The sequence below is a fragment of the Streptomyces nogalater genome, from assembly GCF_039532885.1.
GTDB lineage: Bacteria > Actinomycetota > Actinomycetes > Streptomycetales > Streptomycetaceae > Streptomyces > Streptomyces nogalater.
On the sequence record NZ_BAAASM010000020.1, the window covers coordinates 1 to 15,999 of the forward strand.

The window sequence follows — 15,999 nt, forward strand, 5'->3', positions numbered from 1 at the left end:
GTCGGCCTCGGGGGCGGTGTGGGCTTCGGCGGGGGAGGGGGCGTGGGCGTCGGCATGGGCGGGCACGGGAGCGGGGGCGGCGGTTTCGGCCAGGGCGGGTGGGGCCAGTGAGGGCCGGGTGGGCGGGGCCAGTGGTGGTGGCCGGGCGGGTGGGGCCAGTGGTGGTGGCCGGGTGGGTGGGGCCGGTGGTGGCCGCCGGCGTGGGCCACCGCCACCGTGCCGTCCGGGCCCGTCGAGGCGTACGCGCAGGCGTCGGCCGACGCGGTGCCGGCCGGCCAGCCCACCAGGGCCCAGGCCAGCGTCAGCAGGGCCAACAGCCGTGCGGTGGGTGCGCGTCGGGTCGCTTCGGGTCCATGCACGACGCAGATCATGGGGTGCGGGGGACCGTATTACCGCACAGTCGCCCGAGATTGCTCCGAAAGAAGGAGATTGACGACCGGAGGTTTGCCGAACGAGAGAGCCGCATATGCCGCCCGCCGCCCGTCCGCCGTCGTGTTGTGCCGTGGCCGCGCCGTGTCCTTGCCGTGCTGCGTCGCGCCTCCCCTCCTCGGGGGAAGAATTCCCGGCCGTCGTTGAACACGACGGCCCCCTCCCCCCGTACCCATGGCCGTGCGGCGGCGCGGCAGGCGCCGCGGTAACCGGGTGACGATGGGGAGTTGACGATGAAGACCTCCTGGCGGACCGCCTCGCTGGCGGCCACGGCAGCCGCGGTGCTGGCCCTGACGACGGCGTGCGGTCAGGACGACGGGACCACTCCCGCGTCGGCGGCCCGGAACGCCGGGGCGACGGTCGCGGCGGGCGACGACGGGCCCCCGGGCGGCGGTACGGCGATCGGCGCGGGCAACGGATACGGCGCCGACGGCACCCAGGACTCCACGGCCCCGCCGACCCCCGCGGGAAAGCTCACCGTGGCGAGCAACCCCGAACTCGGCAAGGTGCTGACCGACTCCTCCGGCCTCACCCTGTACCGGTTCGACAAGGACACCGCAGACCCGCCGACGTCCAACTGCTCCGGCGACTGCGCCACCACCTGGCCACCGGTCCCCGCCGACGACGCCTCCGCCGGCGCCGGCGTCGACCGCGCGCTGCTCGGCGAGGTCACCCGCGCCGACGGCTCGAAGCAGCTCACCATCGGCGGCCGGCCCGCGTACCGCTACGCCAAGGACGTCAACTCCGGTGACGTGAACGGCCAGGGTGTGGGAGGCACTTGGTACGCGCTCACCCCCACCGGCGAGAAGGCGCAGCCGTCCGGGCTGCCCGGCCTGTCCGTCCGCGAGGACCCGAAGCTCGGGAAGATCGTCGTGGACCGCGCGGGCATGACGGTCTACCGCTTCATGAAGGACAAGGCCTGGCCCAGGCCCGTCTCGAACTGCACCGGGGCCTGCCTGGAGAAGTGGCCGGCCGTCGGCCCGGTCGACGCCGACGACACCGAGGGCGTGACGAAGAAGGGCCTCATGTCCTTCACCCGGCCCGACGGGGCCCGGCAGATGACCGTCGACTGCCGGCCCGTCTACACCTTCTCCGGGGACAAGGCCCCGGGAGACACAACCGGTCAGGGCGTGGGCGGCACCTGGTACGCCGTCTCGCCCGACGGCAAGCCGGTCGGCGCGCCGGGCGCATAGATCCCCTCCCCAGGGTCGATCAACCCGCCCCGGCCCGGCGCGCGGCCGAAGATCCGCCCCCTCCGCACCGCACGGAGGGGGCGGATCGTTGTGTGCGGCGGGAGCCGTGGGTGCGTCGCACCGTCACGCACCGGGGCCGTACGGGCACTTGCCGCAGGCAGTGACCGGGAACGGATGGTCAATTTCCGGTTCGGCTCGCTCCTTTGGCGGGCGATCAGTAGCCTCAGCTCGAACACCGGATCGCCTACACCTGTCCACGCTTTGGAGACATTTATGGAGCGTCCTGCCTGGGCCCCACGCAGCATCGACATCTCGGTGCCGAGCGTCTCGCGGATCTACGACTACTACCTGGGCGGTTCGCACAACTTCGAGGTGGACCGGGAGGCGGCGCGCCGGGCCATGGAGTTCATGCCGGGCCTGCCGAAGGTCATGCAGGCCAACCGGGCGTTCATGCGCCGGGCGGTGCGGTTCGCGGCCGGTGAGGGCATCACCCAGTTCCTCGACATCGGCTCCGGCATCCCGACGTTCGGCAACGTCCACGAGGTGGCCCAGGCCGCCGTACCGGGCGCCCGGGTGGTCTACGTCGACCACGACCCGGTGGCCGTCGCGCACAGCGAGGCCGTGCTCGCGGACAACGACGACGCGGACGTGATCGCCGCCGATCTCCTCAAGCCCGGGGAGATCCTGACCAGCCCCCGGCTGGAGCGGCTCATCGATCTGGAGCGCCCGGTGGCGCTGCTGCTCGTTGCCATACTGCACTTCGTGGACGACGCGGACGACCCGTACGGTGCGGTGGCCGAGCTGCGAAAGGCGCTCGCGCCCGGCAGCCTGCTGATCCTCACCCATGCCACGTACGAGGGAATCCCGCTGCCCGCCGAGCGGGCCGAGGCCGCGGTGGACGTATACAAGGACATTCGCAACCCGCTGATCATGCGCTCGCGCGACGAGGTCGCGCGGTTCTTCGAGGGGTACGACATGGTGGAACCCGGACTGGTGCAGATGCCGCACTGGCGCCCGGATTCGGCGCCGGAGGACGAGGATCCGTATGCCTTCTCCGGATTCGCCGGCGTGGGGCGTTCGGCGTGAGCGCGGAACCGGACGGGCCGGAGGACAGACTGCACCGGCTGACGACCATCTGGAGCCGGGCGGTCTACCCGGTGACCTCGACGTCGCTGACCCGCGCCGAGTTCGCGGGACAACTCCTGCCGCTCGCCCGCCGGTTGAGCGAGCTGCTGCACGCCCGCCACTTCGACGCGGACGCGGCCAAGGCCGTCGGGGCCGCCCTGGTCGGCGCGCACTGCACCGACCCCGAGGCGCTGGCCCGCACCCTGGACTGCGTCGACGCCTACCTGGTCCTGTACTGCGGTGAGGACCGCCCCCAGGACGAACTGCGGCTGCGTTCCTCGCGGTTGCAGCACGCGATGGCCGCCGGTTACGCCCAGGCGCTGCGCGAGCGCACCCGTGCCGAGCAGGAGGCCATCGCCCAGGCCGCGTTGCGGGCGCAGGGCGTGGTCGCCCAGGCGCTGCACGCCAGCGAGGCCCGCTTCCGCGCGGTCTTCGAGGGCGCCGCCATAGGGATCGGCATCGCCGACCTGCGCGGCAACCTCCTCCAGGTCAACGAGGCGCTGCTGCGCATGTTCGGCCTGTCCGAGCAGACCCTGCGTGGCCGGCGGGTCCAGGACTGGGCGCATCCCGAGGACGCCCCGCAGATCCGGCGGCTGTACGAGGAACTGGTGCGCGGCGAGCGCGAGCACTACCACGTGGAGAAGGCGTTCAACCGGCCCGACGGAACGGTCCTGTGGACCAATCTGACCGTCTCGCTGCTGCGCGACGCCGACGGCAGCCCGCAGTATCAGCTGGCCCTCATGGAGGACACCACCGAGCGCCGGCTGCTCAATCTGCGGCTGCGCTACGAGGCCACGCACGACGCCCTGACCGGCCTGCCCAACCGCACCCTGTTCTTCGAGCGGCTGGAGAAGGCCCTGAACGCGGGCGAGGGCCAGCGCTTCGGCCTGTGCTATCTGGACCTGGACGGTTTCAAGACCATCAACGACAGCCTCGGGCACGCGGCCGGGGACCGGCTGCTGGTGGAGGTCGCCGACCGGCTCCAGTCCTGCGCGACCGCCCCCGGCGAGATGGTCGCCCGGCTCGGCGGCGACGAGTTCGTGGCCCTGACCACCGGCCCCGACACCGAGCACGGTGTCGACGAACTCGCCGAGCGCATCATGAACGCGCTCGTGACGCCCATCAGCATCGACGGCCGCGATCTGCTGGTGCGCGGCAGCCTGGGCATCGTGGAGGGTCCGGCCGGCGAGCGGAGCGCCGCGGAGGTGCTGCGCAGCGCCGACATCACCATGTACCGGGCGAAGTCGGCGGGTGGCAACCGCGCGGAGCTCGCCGACCCCGAGGCCGACGCCCGCGCCATCACCCGGCACGGACTGACCACGGCGCTGCCGACCGCCCTGGAACGCGGCGAGTTCTTCATCGAGTACCAGCCCCTGGTGCACCTCGGCGACGGCAGTGTGCGCGGTGCCGAGGCCCTGGTGCGCTGGCTGCACCCGCAGCACGGGGTCCTCGGCCCGGACCGGTTCATCCCGCTCGCCGAGCACACCGGTCTGATCGTGCCGCTCGGCCGCTGGGTGCTGGAGGAGTCGATCCGGCAGGCCCGCGCCTGGCGCGAACGCCACGGCGGGCAGGCCGGCCCGCTGCGGATCAACGTCAACCTCTCGCCCTGCCAGCTCGGTCACCCGGGGCTGGTGCAGGACACCGTCGACATCCTCGAACGCGCGGGCGTCACCCCGGACGCGCTGTGCCTGGAGGTCACCGAGTCCGCGCTCATCGGCGCCGACGACGACCTCCTCAAACCGCTGCGCCGGCTCGCCGAGATGGGCGTCGACATCGCCCTGGACGACTTCGGCACCGGCTACTCCAACCTCGCCAACCTGCGCCGGCTGCCGGTCAGCATCCTCAAGCTCGACCGCTCCTTCACCCAGGGCATGCAGCGGTTCCCCGCCGACCCCGTCGACCTGAAGATCGTGGAGGGCATCGTCTCCCTCGCCCACAGCCTCGATCTGGCGGTCACCGTCGAGGGCGTGGAGACCGGCGCCCAGGCCGAGCAGCTGCGCATCCTGGGCTGCGACACGGCCCAGGGCTGGTACTACGCCCGCCCGGGCCCGCCGGAGCGGCTCCACGACCTGACCCTGGTGGACGCCACGGGCTGACCGGCGCCGCGTTTCCCGCGACCCGCCGGCCCTCACCCGCCTCGCGCCCCGCTCTACGCGCGCAGCTCCCGCGGCCCCGGGCGCGCCGACGGCGGCAGGCCGAATGACCGCGGCGGCCTTCGCGCGCCGCGCGTGACCAGGAGCGACAGGGCGGCCGGATGGCCGGTTTCGCCGGTGGCCGTCGTGTCGTTTCGCTCCTTGCGCGGCGGGACTCCCGGGGCGCCGCGTCCTCCTCGCGCGCGCGGGGGTTGCCGTGGGCCGCCGGGCCGGTCGGCTACGTGTGGGCGCCCGGGAGTGGTCGGGCGGCCGGATCGCCGGTGGGCGGCGGGCCGGACCGCTGCCGGCCCGTGGACGGGAGGGCTTCGGCGGTCGTGTCCGCGGGGGCAGGGACGCCGGCCCCCGCGCCGCGTGCCGTCGCGGCCACCGTGGTGGCCGACCGTACCAGCGCCGCCGTGGCCGTGGAGCGGGACTGCTGCGGCCAGGCGATCGCCAGCAGCGAGGGCGGTGCGTCCGTGACGGGCCGGTAGACGACCCCCGGGCGCGGGTAGCGGCCGGCGACGGAGGCCGGCAGCACGGACACCGCATCGCCCAGCGCGACGCGCGTGAGCAGCTGGGCGAGGTCCCGGCCCGCGCCCCGCGACTCTTCGAGGAACCGGTGCAGTCCCCCGGGCCGCAGACCGAGGTCGGCGAGGGTGATCCGGTCGCGGCCGGCCAGGGGGTGGGCGGAGCCGAGGGCGGCGACCCGGTCCTCTTCGAGCAGGGGCTCGCTGTCCAGGCCGGTGCGGTCGAACGGCTCGTGCAGCAGCGCCGCGTCCGCCTCCCCGCGCCGCAGCAGCCGGGGCTGTTCCCGCCACGCGCACAGCCGGACCGTCACCGGGAGGGCGCCGGGCCGGGCGGCGTAGTGCTCCAGCAGGGGCTCCAGCAGCCCCGCGTCGCTGTCGGCCTTGACCGCCAGGACCAGTGTGCGGTCCGGCCCGGCCGCCCGGCGCGCCCGCCGCCCGGCCGCCTCCAGGGCGTCCAGCGCGAAGCGCGCCTGGGGCAGCAGCGCCTCACCCGCCTCGGTCAGCGCGACGCGGTGCGTGGTCCGCTCGAACAGGGGCACCCCCAGCTCGGCCTCCAGCCGGCGGATCGCGCGGGACAGGGGCGGCGGGGAGATGCCCAGCCGCTCGGCGGCGCGGGCGAAGTTGAGTTCCTCGGCCACGGCGACGAAGTAGCACACCAGACGGGAGTCCACCCCGCACCCCTCCGCTCGGTATTGCCCTGAGGGTAACAACCCTGAGCCGGCCGGTCCTTCAGTTCCCGGAACCCGGCGGGCAGGCTCGAGCAGGTCTTCTTCCACTCCCTCTCCCACAGACTTTTCCGGAGCCCTCATGATCCTCGTCACCACCCCCACCGGCCAGGTCGGCGGCCAGGTCCTCGCCTCCCTCCTCGACGCCGGGGACGCGGCGGGACCGGTGCGCGTCGTCGTCCGCGACCCGGCCCGCCTGCCCTCGCGGGTACGCGAAAGCGTGGAGGTCGTCACCGGCTCGCACGCCGACCCCGACGTCATGGCCAAGGCGTGCGCGGGCGCCGACCGGGTGTTCTGGCTGGTGCCGCCGTCGCTCACCGCCGACAGCGTCGAGGGCCACTTCCGCGCCTTCACCCGGCCGCTCGTGGACGCGATCGCCACCCAGGGCGTCGAACGGGTCGTCGCCGTCTCCACCCTGGGCCGCGGGGTGGCCGAGCACGCCGGGCAGATCTCCGCCTCGCTGGCCGCCGACGACGAGGTGCGCGCCACCGGCGTGCACCACCGCGCGCTGTGCCCGCCGTACCTGATGGAGAACCTGCTCACCCAGGCCGCCGCCCTGCGGGACGGCGGCGAGCTGGCCATGGCGGTGCCCGGCGACCGGGTGCTGCGCACCTGCGCCACCCGGGACATCGGCGTCACGGCGGCGCGGCTGCTGCTCGACGGCGCCTGGACCGGCCAGGCCGACGTACCGCTGGTGGGCCCCGACGATCTGACGCCCGAGGGCATGGCACGGGTGGTGTCCGAGGTGCTGGACCGGCCGGTCCGCTTCCGCCGGGTCGACGCCGAGGAGCAGAAGGCGGCGCTCCTGCGGTACGGCGCCGGCCGGGCCGCGGCCCAGGGCCTGGCCGACATGATGCGCGCCCTGGACGACCAGGACTTCTACGGCGCCGGCGTGCCCGTCACCCCCGACACCGCGCCGACCGGCTTTTGCCGCTGGTGCGAGGAGGTGCTCAGGCCCGCCGTCCTCGGCTGAGCCCGCGGCTCAGCGCTCCAGCAGCATTCGCTGCAACTCGCGCGCCGCCCGCGGCGGGGCCACGTCGCTGCGGTGGGCGAGCGCGATCGTACGGTGCAGTCCGGGCCGGGCCAGCGGGGTCACCCGCAGCCCGCGCCCGGCCCGGGTGGCGACCATGCGCGGCACCACCGCCACCCCCAGCCCGGCCCGGACGAACCCCAGCACCGCGTCCATCTCGCCGCCCTCCACCGCGAAGTCCGGCTCGAAGCCCTCCGCCCGGCACGCGGCCACGGTCAGCTCCCGCAGGTCGTACCCGTGCCGGAACATCACCAGCCGCTCGCCCGCCAGGTCGGCGATATGGATCACCCGCCCGCCCCGGCCGGGCGCCGGCGCCTCCGGCGAGGACACCACCACCAGGTCCTCGCGCAGCAGCTCCACCGTGGTCAGCGCGGGCGCCGGCGTCGGCAGCGGCAGCACCACCAGCGCCAGGTCGAGCGCACCGCGCGCGAGCTCCCGCACCAGGTCGTGCGAGCCGCCCTCCTCGATCAGCAGCCGGATGCCCGGGTACCGGTCGTGGAAGGCGCGCAGCACGTCCGGCAGCAGTCCGGTGCACAGGCTCGGCGTCGCCCCGAGCCGCACCCGCCCGCGCCGCAGCTGCACCAGCTCCTGCACCTCGTGCCGGGCGGTGTCCGCGTCGGCCAGGATCCGCCGGGCCAGCGGCAGCAGCGCCTCGCCGGCGTCGGTGAGCGTGATGTTGCCCCGCGCGCGCAGGAACAGATCCGCGCCCAGCTCCCGCTCCAGCGCCTTGATCTGCTGCGACAGCGACGGCTGGGCCACATGGACCCGCTCGGCGGCCCGGGTGAAGTGCCGCGTCTCGGCGACGGCCACGAAGTACTGGAGCTGCTGGAACTGCACGCAGCCAGAATAGCCTCAGCCTATGGAAACAAGCTGCGCCATGTCTTGGACCGATCGGGACCTTCGGCCCTAGCGTTCTGTGCCATGGCTCTGGCAACGCGGACGGACCGACGGCCGTCCATGGCGCGTACCGTGTGGGACAGCTCCGTCGGCAAGAAGACGGTCATGGCCGTCAGCGGCGTGATCATGCTGCTGTACCTGGTCGCCCACGTCATCGGCAACCTGAAGATCTTCTTCGGCCCGGACGAGTTCAACCACTACGGGCACTGGCTGCGCACCGTCGGTGAACCCTTCATGCACTACGAGTGGACGCTCTGGCTGATCCGGGTCGTCCTCGTCGTCGCCGTGGTCGCCCACGCCACCTCCGCCTACCAGCTCAGCCGCCGCGACCTCAAGGCCCGCCCCACCAAGTACGTCCACGCCAAACCGCGGGCGAGCTACGCGACGCGCACCATGCGCTGGGGCGGGGTCATCCTCGGGCTGTTCATCGTCTGGCACGTCCTCGACCTGACCACCGGCACCGCGCACCCCGGCGGCTTCCAGGAGGGACATCCGTACCAGAACGTCGTGGACACCTTCTCCACCTGGTACGGCAACGTCGTCTACATCGTCGCGATGCTCGCGCTCGGCCTGCACATCCGGCACGGCTTCTGGAGCGCCGCCCAGACCCTCGGCGTCGGCAGCCGCGCCCGCGACCGCGCCCTGAAGACCGTCGCCAACGTCCTCGCGCTGCTGCTCACGGCCGGCTTCATCGCCGTACCCGTGGGCGTCATGACCAAAGTGGTGAGCTGACCCATGACGTACACCGACTACGCGACCGGCGCCCCGGTCACCGACACCAAGGCCCCGACCGGCCCGATCCACGAGCGCTGGGACCAGCGCCGGTTCGAGGCCAAGCTGGTCAACCCGGCCAACCGGCGCAAGCACACGGTGATCGTGGTGGGCACCGGCCTCGCGGGCGGCTCCGCCGGCGCCACCCTCGCCGAACAGGGCTACCACGTCGTCCAGTTCTGCTACCAGGACTCCCCGCGCCGCGCCCACTCCATCGCCGCGCAAGGCGGCATCAACGCGGCGAAGAACTACCGCAACGACGGCGACTCCATCCACCGGCTGTTCTACGACACCGTCAAGGGCGGCGACTTCCGCGCCCGCGAGTCCAACGTGCACCGGCTCGCGCAGATCTCCGTGGAGATCATCGACCAGTGCGTGGCCCAGGGCGTGCCGTTCGCCCGCGAGTACGGCGGCCTGCTCGACACCCGCTCCTTCGGCGGCGTCCAGGTCTCCCGCACCTTCTACGCCCGCGGCCAGACGGGTCAGCAGCTCCTGCTCGGCGCCTACCAGGCGCTGTCCCGGCAGATCGCCGCCGGAAACGTGGAGATGCACCCGCGCACCGAGATGCTGGACCTGATCGTCGTCGACGGACGGGCGCGCGGCATCGTGGCCCGGGACCTGATCACCGGCAGGATCGACACGTACTTCGCGGACGCCGTCGTCCTCGCCTCCGGCGGCTACGGCAACGTCTTCTACCTGTCGACCAACGCCATGAACTCCAACGCGACCGCCATCTGGCGGGCGCACCGGCGCGGCGCCTACTTCGCCAACCCCTGCTTCACCCAGATCCACCCGACCTGCATCCCGCGCACCGGCGACCACCAGTCCAAGCTGACCCTGATGAGCGAGTCGCTGCGCAACGACGGCCGGATCTGGGTGCCCAAGGCCAAGGGCGACACCCGCCCGCCGCACCGGATCCCCGAGGACGAGCGCGACTACTACCTGGAACGCATCTACCCGTCCTTCGGCAACCTGGTGCCCCGCGACATCGCCTCCCGCGCCGCGAAGAACGTCTGCGACGAGGGCAGGGGAGTGGGCCCCGGCGGCCAGGGCGTCTACCTGGACTTCGCCGACGCCATCAAGCGCATGGGGCGCAAGGCCGTCGAGGCCAAGTACGGCAATCTCTTCGACATGTACCAGCGGATCACCGACGAGGATCCGTACGAGGTGCCGATGCGGATCTACCCGGCCGTGCACTACACGATGGGCGGCCTGTGGGTCGACTACGACCTGCAGACCACCATCCCCGGCCTGTTCGCGATCGGCGAGGCCAACTTCTCCGACCACGGCGCCAACCGGCTCGGCGCCAGCGCCCTCATGCAGGGCCTGGCCGACGGCTACTTCGTGCTGCCGGCCACCATCAACGACTACCTCGCCCGCAACCCCCACCAGGACCCGGTCACCGACCGGCACCCCGCGGTCCAGGAGGTGCTGGCCGAGACCGAGGACCGGATCAACCTGCTGCTGGCCGTGGACGGCGACCGCACCCCGGACTCCTTTCACCGCGAACTCGGCGAGCTGATGTGGGAGTTCTGCGGGATGGCGCGCTCCGACGCCGGGCTGCGCAAGGCCCTGGAACGCATCCCGCAGATCCGCGAGGAGTTCTGGCGCCGCATCAAGGTCCCCGGCACCGGCGAGGAGTTCAACCAGTCGCTGGAGAAGGCCAACCGGATCGTCGACTACCTGGAGCTCGCCGAGCTCATGTGCCTCGACGCGCTGCACCGCACCGAGTCCTGCGGCGGCCACTTCCGCGAGGAGTCCCAGACCCCCGACGGCGAGGCGGCCCGCAAGGACGAGGAGTTCTCCTACGCCGCCGCCTGGGAGTTCACCGGCACCGGCGAGGCCCCCGTCCTGCACAGGGAAGACCTGGTCTTCGAGTACGTCCACCCCACCCAGCGGAGCTACGCATGAAGCTCACCCTGCGCGTCTGGCGGCAGAAGAACGCCGACGCCGAAGGAGCGATGTCCACCTACGAGGTGGACGACATCTCGCCCGACATGTCCTTCCTGGAGATGCTGGACGTCCTCAACGAACAGCTCATCCTCTCCGGTGAGGAGCCCGTCGCCTTCGACCACGACTGCCGCGAGGGCATCTGCGGCGCGTGCAGCCTCGTCATCAACGGCGACGCGCACGGGCCGGAGCGCACCACCACCTGCCAGCTGCACATGCGGTCCTTCGAGGACGGCGACACCATCGACATCGAGCCGTGGCGGGCGTCCGCGTTCCCGGTGATCAAGGACCTGGTGGTGGACCGGTCGGCGTTCGACCGGATCATCCAGGCCGGCGGCTACATCACCGCCCCCACCGGTTCCGCGCCGGAGGCCCACGCCACCCCGGTGCCCAAGGCCGACGCCGACTTCGCCTTCGAACACGCCGAGTGCATCGGCTGCGGGGCGTGCGTGGCCGCGTGTCCCAACGGCGCGGCGATGCTGTTCACCTCCGCCAAGGTCAACCACCTCAACGTGCTGCCGCAGGGCGCGCCCGAGCGGGAGACGCGGGTACTGGACATGGTGGCCCAGATGGACGCGGAGGGCTTCGGCGGCTGCACCCTCACCGGCGAGTGCGCCACGGCCTGCCCCAAGGGCATCCCGCTGGTGTCCATCACCGGCATGAACAAGGAGTGGCTGCGGGCCACCCGGAAGGCGGGCAAGAGGTAGCCGCTGACTGAAGACGTTCGCCGACCACAGGCGGGCGGGCGGGGCCGGGGAGGTGCTCACCCGGCCCCGTCTGGTGTGCTGGGCGGGGACGAGGCCGGGCGGCTGCTCGCCGGCCGCGTCGCCGAGGACGGCTGACCGGGCCGTTCACCAGCCCCACATCCGCGCTCCCGGCACCGGTCACGCGCACGCCAACCGGCCTCGGAAGAACAGGAGCGGAGGGCCGCGCACACCGGGCCCGCCGTCCCCGCCGACCCGGCCCGTGCCCAGGAGTAAGCCATGACCGGCGTTCCCACGCTCGACCGTCCCCCGCAGCCCGCGGCACCCGCCCGCTACACCGTCACCCTCGCCCGCGACGAGGCCGATGTGCGTGCCGCGCAGCGGCTGCGGCACGACGTCTTCGCCGGGGAGATGGGAGCCCTGCTGGCCACCCCGGAACCGGGGCACGACATCGACGCCTTCGACGCCTACTGCGACCACCTCCTCGTCCGCGAGGAGGCGAGCGGGCAGATCGTCGGCACCTACCGGCTGCTGCCGCCCGAGCGGGCCGCCGTCGCCGGCCGGCTCTACTCCGACGGCGAGTTCGACCTCGCCGCGCTCGACACGATCCGGCCGCACCTGGTCGAGGTCGGCCGCTCCTGCGTCCACCCCGACCACCGCGACGGCGCCGTCATCGGTCTGATCTGGGCCGGCATAGCCCGCTATATGACCGACCGGGGCCACGAGTGGCTGGCCGGCTGCTGCTCCGTACCGCTCGCCGACGGCGGCGCCCTCGCCGCCGGCACCTGGCAGCGGGTGCGCGAACGGCACCTGGCCCCCGAGGAATTCCGGGTCCGGCCATTGCTGCCGTGGACGGCGCCCGCGACGGCCCCGGCCGCCCGCACCGAACTGCCCGCCCTGCTGCGCGGCTACCTGAGGCTCGGTGCCTGGGTGTGCGGCGCACCCGCGCACGACCCCGGCTTCGGCGTCGCCGACCTGTACGTCCTGCTGTCCATGCGCCGGGTCGACCCGCGCTACCTGCGCCACTTCCTCTCCCTCGTCCCGGCCTGATGAGCGGCTGGCTGCCCACCGCGCCGTGCACCCCGGCCGCCTGCGTGGATCCCGTCCGGGCCACCGCGTCCGTCCCCCGGGCCGTGCTGCGGCTGACCGCGGTCGCGGCCCTGGTGCTGGCCGGGGTCGCGCTGTCCCCCTTCGGCAGGAGGGTCCCCGCCGAGTGGATCCGGCGGTGGTGCCGGCTGATCGTGCGGGCCGCCGGGGTCCGGGTCCGGATCACGGGCACCGCCCCGCCGGACGGCGGGCTGCTGCTCGTCGCCAACCACGTCTCCTGGCTGGACATCCCGCTGCTCGCCGCCGTACGCCCGGCCCGGATGCTCGCCAAGGCAGAGGTCCGGCGGTGGCCCCTGGCGGGCGCGCTCGCGGCGCGCGGCGGGGCCCTGTTCCTCGAACGGGACCGGCTGCGCGCCCTGCCCGCGACGGTGGCCCGGATCGCCGGCACCCTGCGCGCCGGCGGGGCCGTGAGCGCCTTTCCCGAGGGCAGTACCTGGTGCGGACGCGCCCGGGGCCGGTTCCACCGGGCCGTCTTCCAGGCCGCGCTCGACGCGGGCGTACCGGTCCAGCCGGTCGGCCTGCGCTACCGGCGGCGGGACGGCGGCCCCGGCACCGCGGCGGCCTTCGTCGGCGAGGACACCCTGGCGGCCTCCCTGTGGCGGGTGGCCCGGACCCGCGGTCTGATCGCCGAGGTGCGGGTGGGACCACTCATCCCACCGGGCACCCACCCCGACCGCCGTAGCCTCGCCCACGCCGCCCAGCCGCCCGCCCTTGAGCCCGCCTGGACCCACGCGGCCCTGGTCGCCGGCACCCTGGCCCGCCCGCACGAGCACGGCACACGGGCCGGCCGCCCGGTCCTCGGGGCATGACCGGGGCACACGCCGTGCCGGCCCGGGCGCTCAAGGGACGACCCGCGCCAGATAGGGCGCCGTCGCGCTGCCCTCCGCCCGGGACACCTCCTCCGGTGGGCCTTCCGCCACGATGCGGCCGCCCCGGTCGCCGCCGCCCGGGCCGAGGTCGATCACCCAGTCGGCGCCCGCGACCACCGTCATGTCGTGCTCGACCACGACGACCGTGTGCCCGGCGTCCACCAGCCCGTGCAGCCGGTCCGTCAGCACCTCCACGTCGGCCGGGTGCAGCCCGGTCGTCGGCTCGTCCAGCAGATACAGGGTGTGGCCCCGGCGGCCCCGCTGGAGTTCGCTCGCCAGCTTGATCCGCTGCGCCTCCCCGCCGGACAGCTCGGTGGCGGGCTGACCGAGCCGCAGATAGCCCAGGCCCACGTCCAGCAGGGCGCGCAGACTCCGGGAGGCGGCCGGGGTGTCCGCGAAGAACTCCGCGGCCGCCTCCACGGTCAGGTCCAGCACCTCGGCGATGGTCCGTCCCCGGTACGACACCTGGAGCGTCTCGGGGTTGTAGCGGGCGCCCGCGCAGTCGGGGCAGGGCGCGTAGGTGCTCGGCAGGAACAGCAGTTCCACGCTGACGAACCCCTCGCCCTGGCAGGTCTCGCAGCGCCCCCCCGGGCACGTTGAAGGAGAACCGGCCGACCCCGTACCCGCGTGCCCGTGCCTCCTCGGTGCCGGCGAACACCTTCCGTACGACGTCGAACAGGCCCGTGTAGGTGGCGAGGTTGGAGCGCGGGGTGCGGCCGATGGGTTTCTGGTCGACCCGGACCAGCCGCCCCACCCCCGGCAGCCCTTCCGTCAACTCGCCGACGAGCGTGGACTTCCCGGAGCCGGAGACACCGGTGACCGCGGTGAACGCGCCGAGCGGGAACCGGGCCGTGACCGCGCGCAGATTGTGCCGGGCCACCGGGCCCACCGTCAGCCAGCCGCGCGGCTCGCGGACCTCGCGCGCCGGACCGGGCGACTCGTCGAAGAGATAGGCGGCCGTCGCCGACTCGGCCACCGAGGCGAGTTCGGCCGGCGGCCCGCTGTACAGCACCCGCCCGCCGTGCTCGCCCGCGCCGGGACCCACGTCCACCACCCAGTCGGCGCCGCGCACCACGTCCAGATGGTGCTCGACCACGAACACCGAGTTCCCGGCCGCCTTGAGCCGGTCCAGGACGGTGAGCAGCGCCTCGGTGTCGGCCGGGTGCAGCCCGGCGGACGGCTCGTCCAGCACGTAGACCACACCGAACAGCCCGGAGCGCAACTGGGTGGCCAAGCGCAGCCGTTGCAGCTCGCCCGGGGACAGCGTGGGGGCGGCCCGGTCCAGGCTGAGATAGCCGAGGCCCAGCTCGACCACCGGCGCGATCCGGGACTTCAGGTCCGCCGTGAGGACCCGCGCCGTCTCGTCGCCGCCGTCGGGCAGTTCCGCGAGGTCGGTCAGCGGCAGCGCGGCGAGTTCGGCGATGGTCCGGCCACCGTAGGTCACCGCGAGCGCCTCGGGCCGCAGCCGGCTGCCGCCGCAGTCCGGGCAGGGGGTGCTGGTCAGGAACCGTTCGGCCTTCGCCCGCAGGGTGGCCGACCTGGTGTCGGAGAAGGTCTTGAGCACATACCGGCGCGCGCTCGTGTAGGTGCCCTGGTAGGGCCGTTGGATGCGGTCGGCGTCCCGCACCGGGTGGACGGTGACGACCGGCTGTTCGTCGGTGAACAGGATCCAGTGGCGCTGCTCGGCGGGCAGCTCGCGCCAGGGCCGGTCCACATCGTGGCCGAGCGTGTCCAGGATGTCCCGCAGGTTCTTGCCCTGCCAGGCGCCCGGCCAGGCCGCGATCGCCCCCTCCCGGATGGACAGCGAGGGGTCCGGGACCAGCAACTCCTCGGTGGTGTCGTGCACTTGGCCGAGGCCGTGGCAGCGGGGGCAGGCCCCGGCGGCGGTGTTCGGCGAGAACGCGTCCGAATCCAGCCGCTCGGCGCCGGGAGGATGGTGGCCGGCCCGCGAGAACAGCATCCGCAGCGAGTTGGAGAGGTTGGTGACCGTGCCCACCGAGGAGCGCGAGGTGGGGGCCGAGCGGCGCTGCTGGAGCGAGACCGCGGGCGGCAGCCCGGTGATCTCGCCGACCTTCGGGGCCCCGACCTGGTGGATCAGCCGGCGCGCGTACGGTGCGACCGACTCGAAGTACCGCCGCTGCGCCTCGGCGTAGACGGTGCCGAACGCCAGCGAGGACTTGCCCGAGCCGGAGACCCCGGTGAACACGGCCAGCACGTCCCGGGGGATGTCCACGTCCACGCCCTTGAGGTTGTGCTCGCGGGCGCCGCGGACGCGGACGTAAGGGTCGTAAGGGGTGTGCATCGGGGGAACTCTATCCGCCCCCGTCGCGCCGCTACCGCGGAGGGTTGCCCGGGTCCTGCGGCCGGGTGCCGAACTCGTCCCTCAGCTTGTCCTGCCCGGTGTCGACCTGCGACCGGTACTTGCCGCCGGTGCGCTGGTCGATGTAGTCGCCGCCCCTGTCGACGCCCTTGTCGGCCGTGCTCTCGTGACCCTTGATCATCTGCTTGAGCTTGTCCAGCATGGACATGGCAGCCCTCCT

The 15,999-nt window shown here is 73.4% G+C and carries 12 protein-coding genes and 1 pseudogene; 9 read left to right on the forward strand and 4 right to left on the reverse strand.

From position 1 onward, the window contains the following. The first annotated feature begins 662 nt into the window (after positions 1-662). From ABD350_RS15765 to ABD350_RS15775, 3 genes are all read left to right on the forward strand, one after another. Positions 663-1,622 carry an SCO0930 family lipoprotein gene (locus ABD350_RS15765; protein WP_344348916.1) on the forward strand — a complete coding sequence of 320 codons (960 nt, stop codon included), beginning with the start codon at positions 663-665 and terminating at the stop codon, positions 1,620-1,622. Positions 1,623-1,895: 273 nt separating this feature from the next. Beyond that, positions 1,896-2,708: an SAM-dependent methyltransferase gene (locus ABD350_RS15770; RefSeq protein WP_344348710.1), complete on the forward strand. Its 813-nt coding sequence runs from the start codon at positions 1,896-1,898 to the stop codon at positions 2,706-2,708. Beyond that, positions 2,705-4,843, forward strand: coding sequence for a putative bifunctional diguanylate cyclase/phosphodiesterase (locus ABD350_RS15775; protein ID WP_344348711.1), 2,139 nt, complete (start codon positions 2,705-2,707; stop codon positions 4,841-4,843). The genes ABD350_RS15770 and ABD350_RS15775 overlap by 4 nt, the downstream gene beginning before the upstream one ends. A 274-nt stretch (positions 4,844-5,117) precedes the next feature. Here ABD350_RS15775 and ABD350_RS15780 read toward each other — a convergent pair whose 3' ends face one another. Further along, positions 5,118-6,077 (reverse strand): LysR family transcriptional regulator, encoded by a 960-nt coding sequence (locus tag ABD350_RS15780; RefSeq protein WP_344348712.1) that lies wholly within the window; start codon positions 6,075-6,077, stop codon positions 5,118-5,120. 136 nt (positions 6,078-6,213) lie between these two features. Between ABD350_RS15780 and ABD350_RS15785 the strand changes: the two genes are divergently transcribed. Further along, complete coding sequence (locus ABD350_RS15785) at positions 6,214-7,104, forward strand: NAD(P)H-binding protein (protein ID WP_344348713.1); 891 nt, start codon at positions 6,214-6,216, stop codon at positions 7,102-7,104. A gap of 9 nt (positions 7,105-7,113) precedes the next feature. Here ABD350_RS15785 and ABD350_RS15790 read toward each other — a convergent pair whose 3' ends face one another. After that, on the reverse strand, positions 7,114-7,998 hold the full coding sequence (locus tag ABD350_RS15790) for a LysR family transcriptional regulator (RefSeq protein WP_344348714.1): 885 nt from the start codon (positions 7,996-7,998) through the stop codon (positions 7,114-7,116). Between the two features lie 120 nt (positions 7,999-8,118). Here ABD350_RS15790 and ABD350_RS15795 point away from each other — a divergent pair, with 120 nt between their 5' ends. The 5 genes from ABD350_RS15795 (at position 8,119) to ABD350_RS15815 (ending at position 13,399) form a co-directional block, all read left to right on the forward strand. Next, positions 8,119-8,790 (forward strand): succinate dehydrogenase, encoded by a 672-nt coding sequence (locus ABD350_RS15795; protein ID WP_344348918.1) that lies wholly within the window; start codon positions 8,119-8,121, stop codon positions 8,788-8,790. Positions 8,791-8,793: 3 nt separating this feature from the next. After that, entirely contained in the window at positions 8,794-10,740 is a 1,947-nt protein-coding gene (locus ABD350_RS15800) for a fumarate reductase/succinate dehydrogenase flavoprotein subunit (RefSeq protein WP_344348715.1), read from the forward strand. After that, entirely contained in the window at positions 10,737-11,486 is a 750-nt protein-coding gene (locus tag ABD350_RS15805) for a succinate dehydrogenase/fumarate reductase iron-sulfur subunit (protein WP_344348716.1), read from the forward strand. Before ABD350_RS15800 ends, ABD350_RS15805 begins: the two co-directional genes overlap by 4 nt. Positions 11,487-11,762: 276 nt before the next feature. After that, a complete protein-coding gene (locus ABD350_RS15810; RefSeq protein WP_344348717.1) occupies positions 11,763-12,533 on the forward strand; it encodes a GNAT family N-acetyltransferase in 771 nt (256 codons plus the stop codon). Then, positions 12,533-13,399 (forward strand): lysophospholipid acyltransferase family protein, encoded by an 867-nt coding sequence (locus ABD350_RS15815; RefSeq protein ID WP_344348718.1) that lies wholly within the window; start codon positions 12,533-12,535, stop codon positions 13,397-13,399. The genes ABD350_RS15810 and ABD350_RS15815 overlap by 1 nt, the downstream gene beginning before the upstream one ends. A gap of 30 nt (positions 13,400-13,429) precedes the next feature. Here ABD350_RS15815 and ABD350_RS15820 read toward each other — a convergent pair. Both ABD350_RS15820 and ABD350_RS15825 read right to left on the reverse strand, forming a co-directional pair. Then, positions 13,430-15,761: pseudogene (locus ABD350_RS15820) on the reverse strand (ATP-binding cassette domain-containing protein). A gap of 31 nt (positions 15,762-15,792) precedes the next feature. Further along, the gene (locus ABD350_RS15825) at positions 15,793-15,987 is read right to left on the reverse strand and encodes an antitoxin (RefSeq protein WP_344348719.1); all 195 of its coding nucleotides are present in this window, start codon (positions 15,985-15,987) and stop codon (positions 15,793-15,795) included. Positions 15,988-15,999: the final 12 nt, after the last annotated feature.

Excerpts from the sequence above, each read along its gene's own strand:
- ABD350_RS15795 (WP_344348918.1), top strand. The coding sequence starts at position 8,119 with ATGGCGCGTACCGTGTGGGACAGCTCCGTCGGCAAGAAGACGGTCATG.
- ABD350_RS15825 (WP_344348719.1), bottom strand. The coding sequence starts at position 15,987 with ATGTCCATGCTGGACAAGCTCAAGCAGATGATCAAGGGTCACGAGAGC.
- ABD350_RS15800 (WP_344348715.1), top strand. The coding sequence starts at position 8,794 with ATGACGTACACCGACTACGCGACCGGCGCCCCGGTCACCGACACCAAG.
- ABD350_RS15810 (WP_344348717.1), top strand. The coding sequence starts at position 11,763 with ATGACCGGCGTTCCCACGCTCGACCGTCCCCCGCAGCCCGCGGCACCC.
- ABD350_RS15770 (WP_344348710.1), top strand. The coding sequence starts at position 1,896 with ATGGAGCGTCCTGCCTGGGCCCCACGCAGCATCGACATCTCGGTGCCG.
- ABD350_RS15765 (WP_344348916.1), top strand. The coding sequence starts at position 663 with ATGAAGACCTCCTGGCGGACCGCCTCGCTGGCGGCCACGGCAGCCGCG.
- ABD350_RS15785 (WP_344348713.1), top strand. The coding sequence starts at position 6,214 with ATGATCCTCGTCACCACCCCCACCGGCCAGGTCGGCGGCCAGGTCCTC.
- ABD350_RS15805 (WP_344348716.1), top strand. The coding sequence starts at position 10,737 with ATGAAGCTCACCCTGCGCGTCTGGCGGCAGAAGAACGCCGACGCCGAA.
- ABD350_RS15815 (WP_344348718.1), top strand. The coding sequence starts at position 12,533 with ATGAGCGGCTGGCTGCCCACCGCGCCGTGCACCCCGGCCGCCTGCGTG.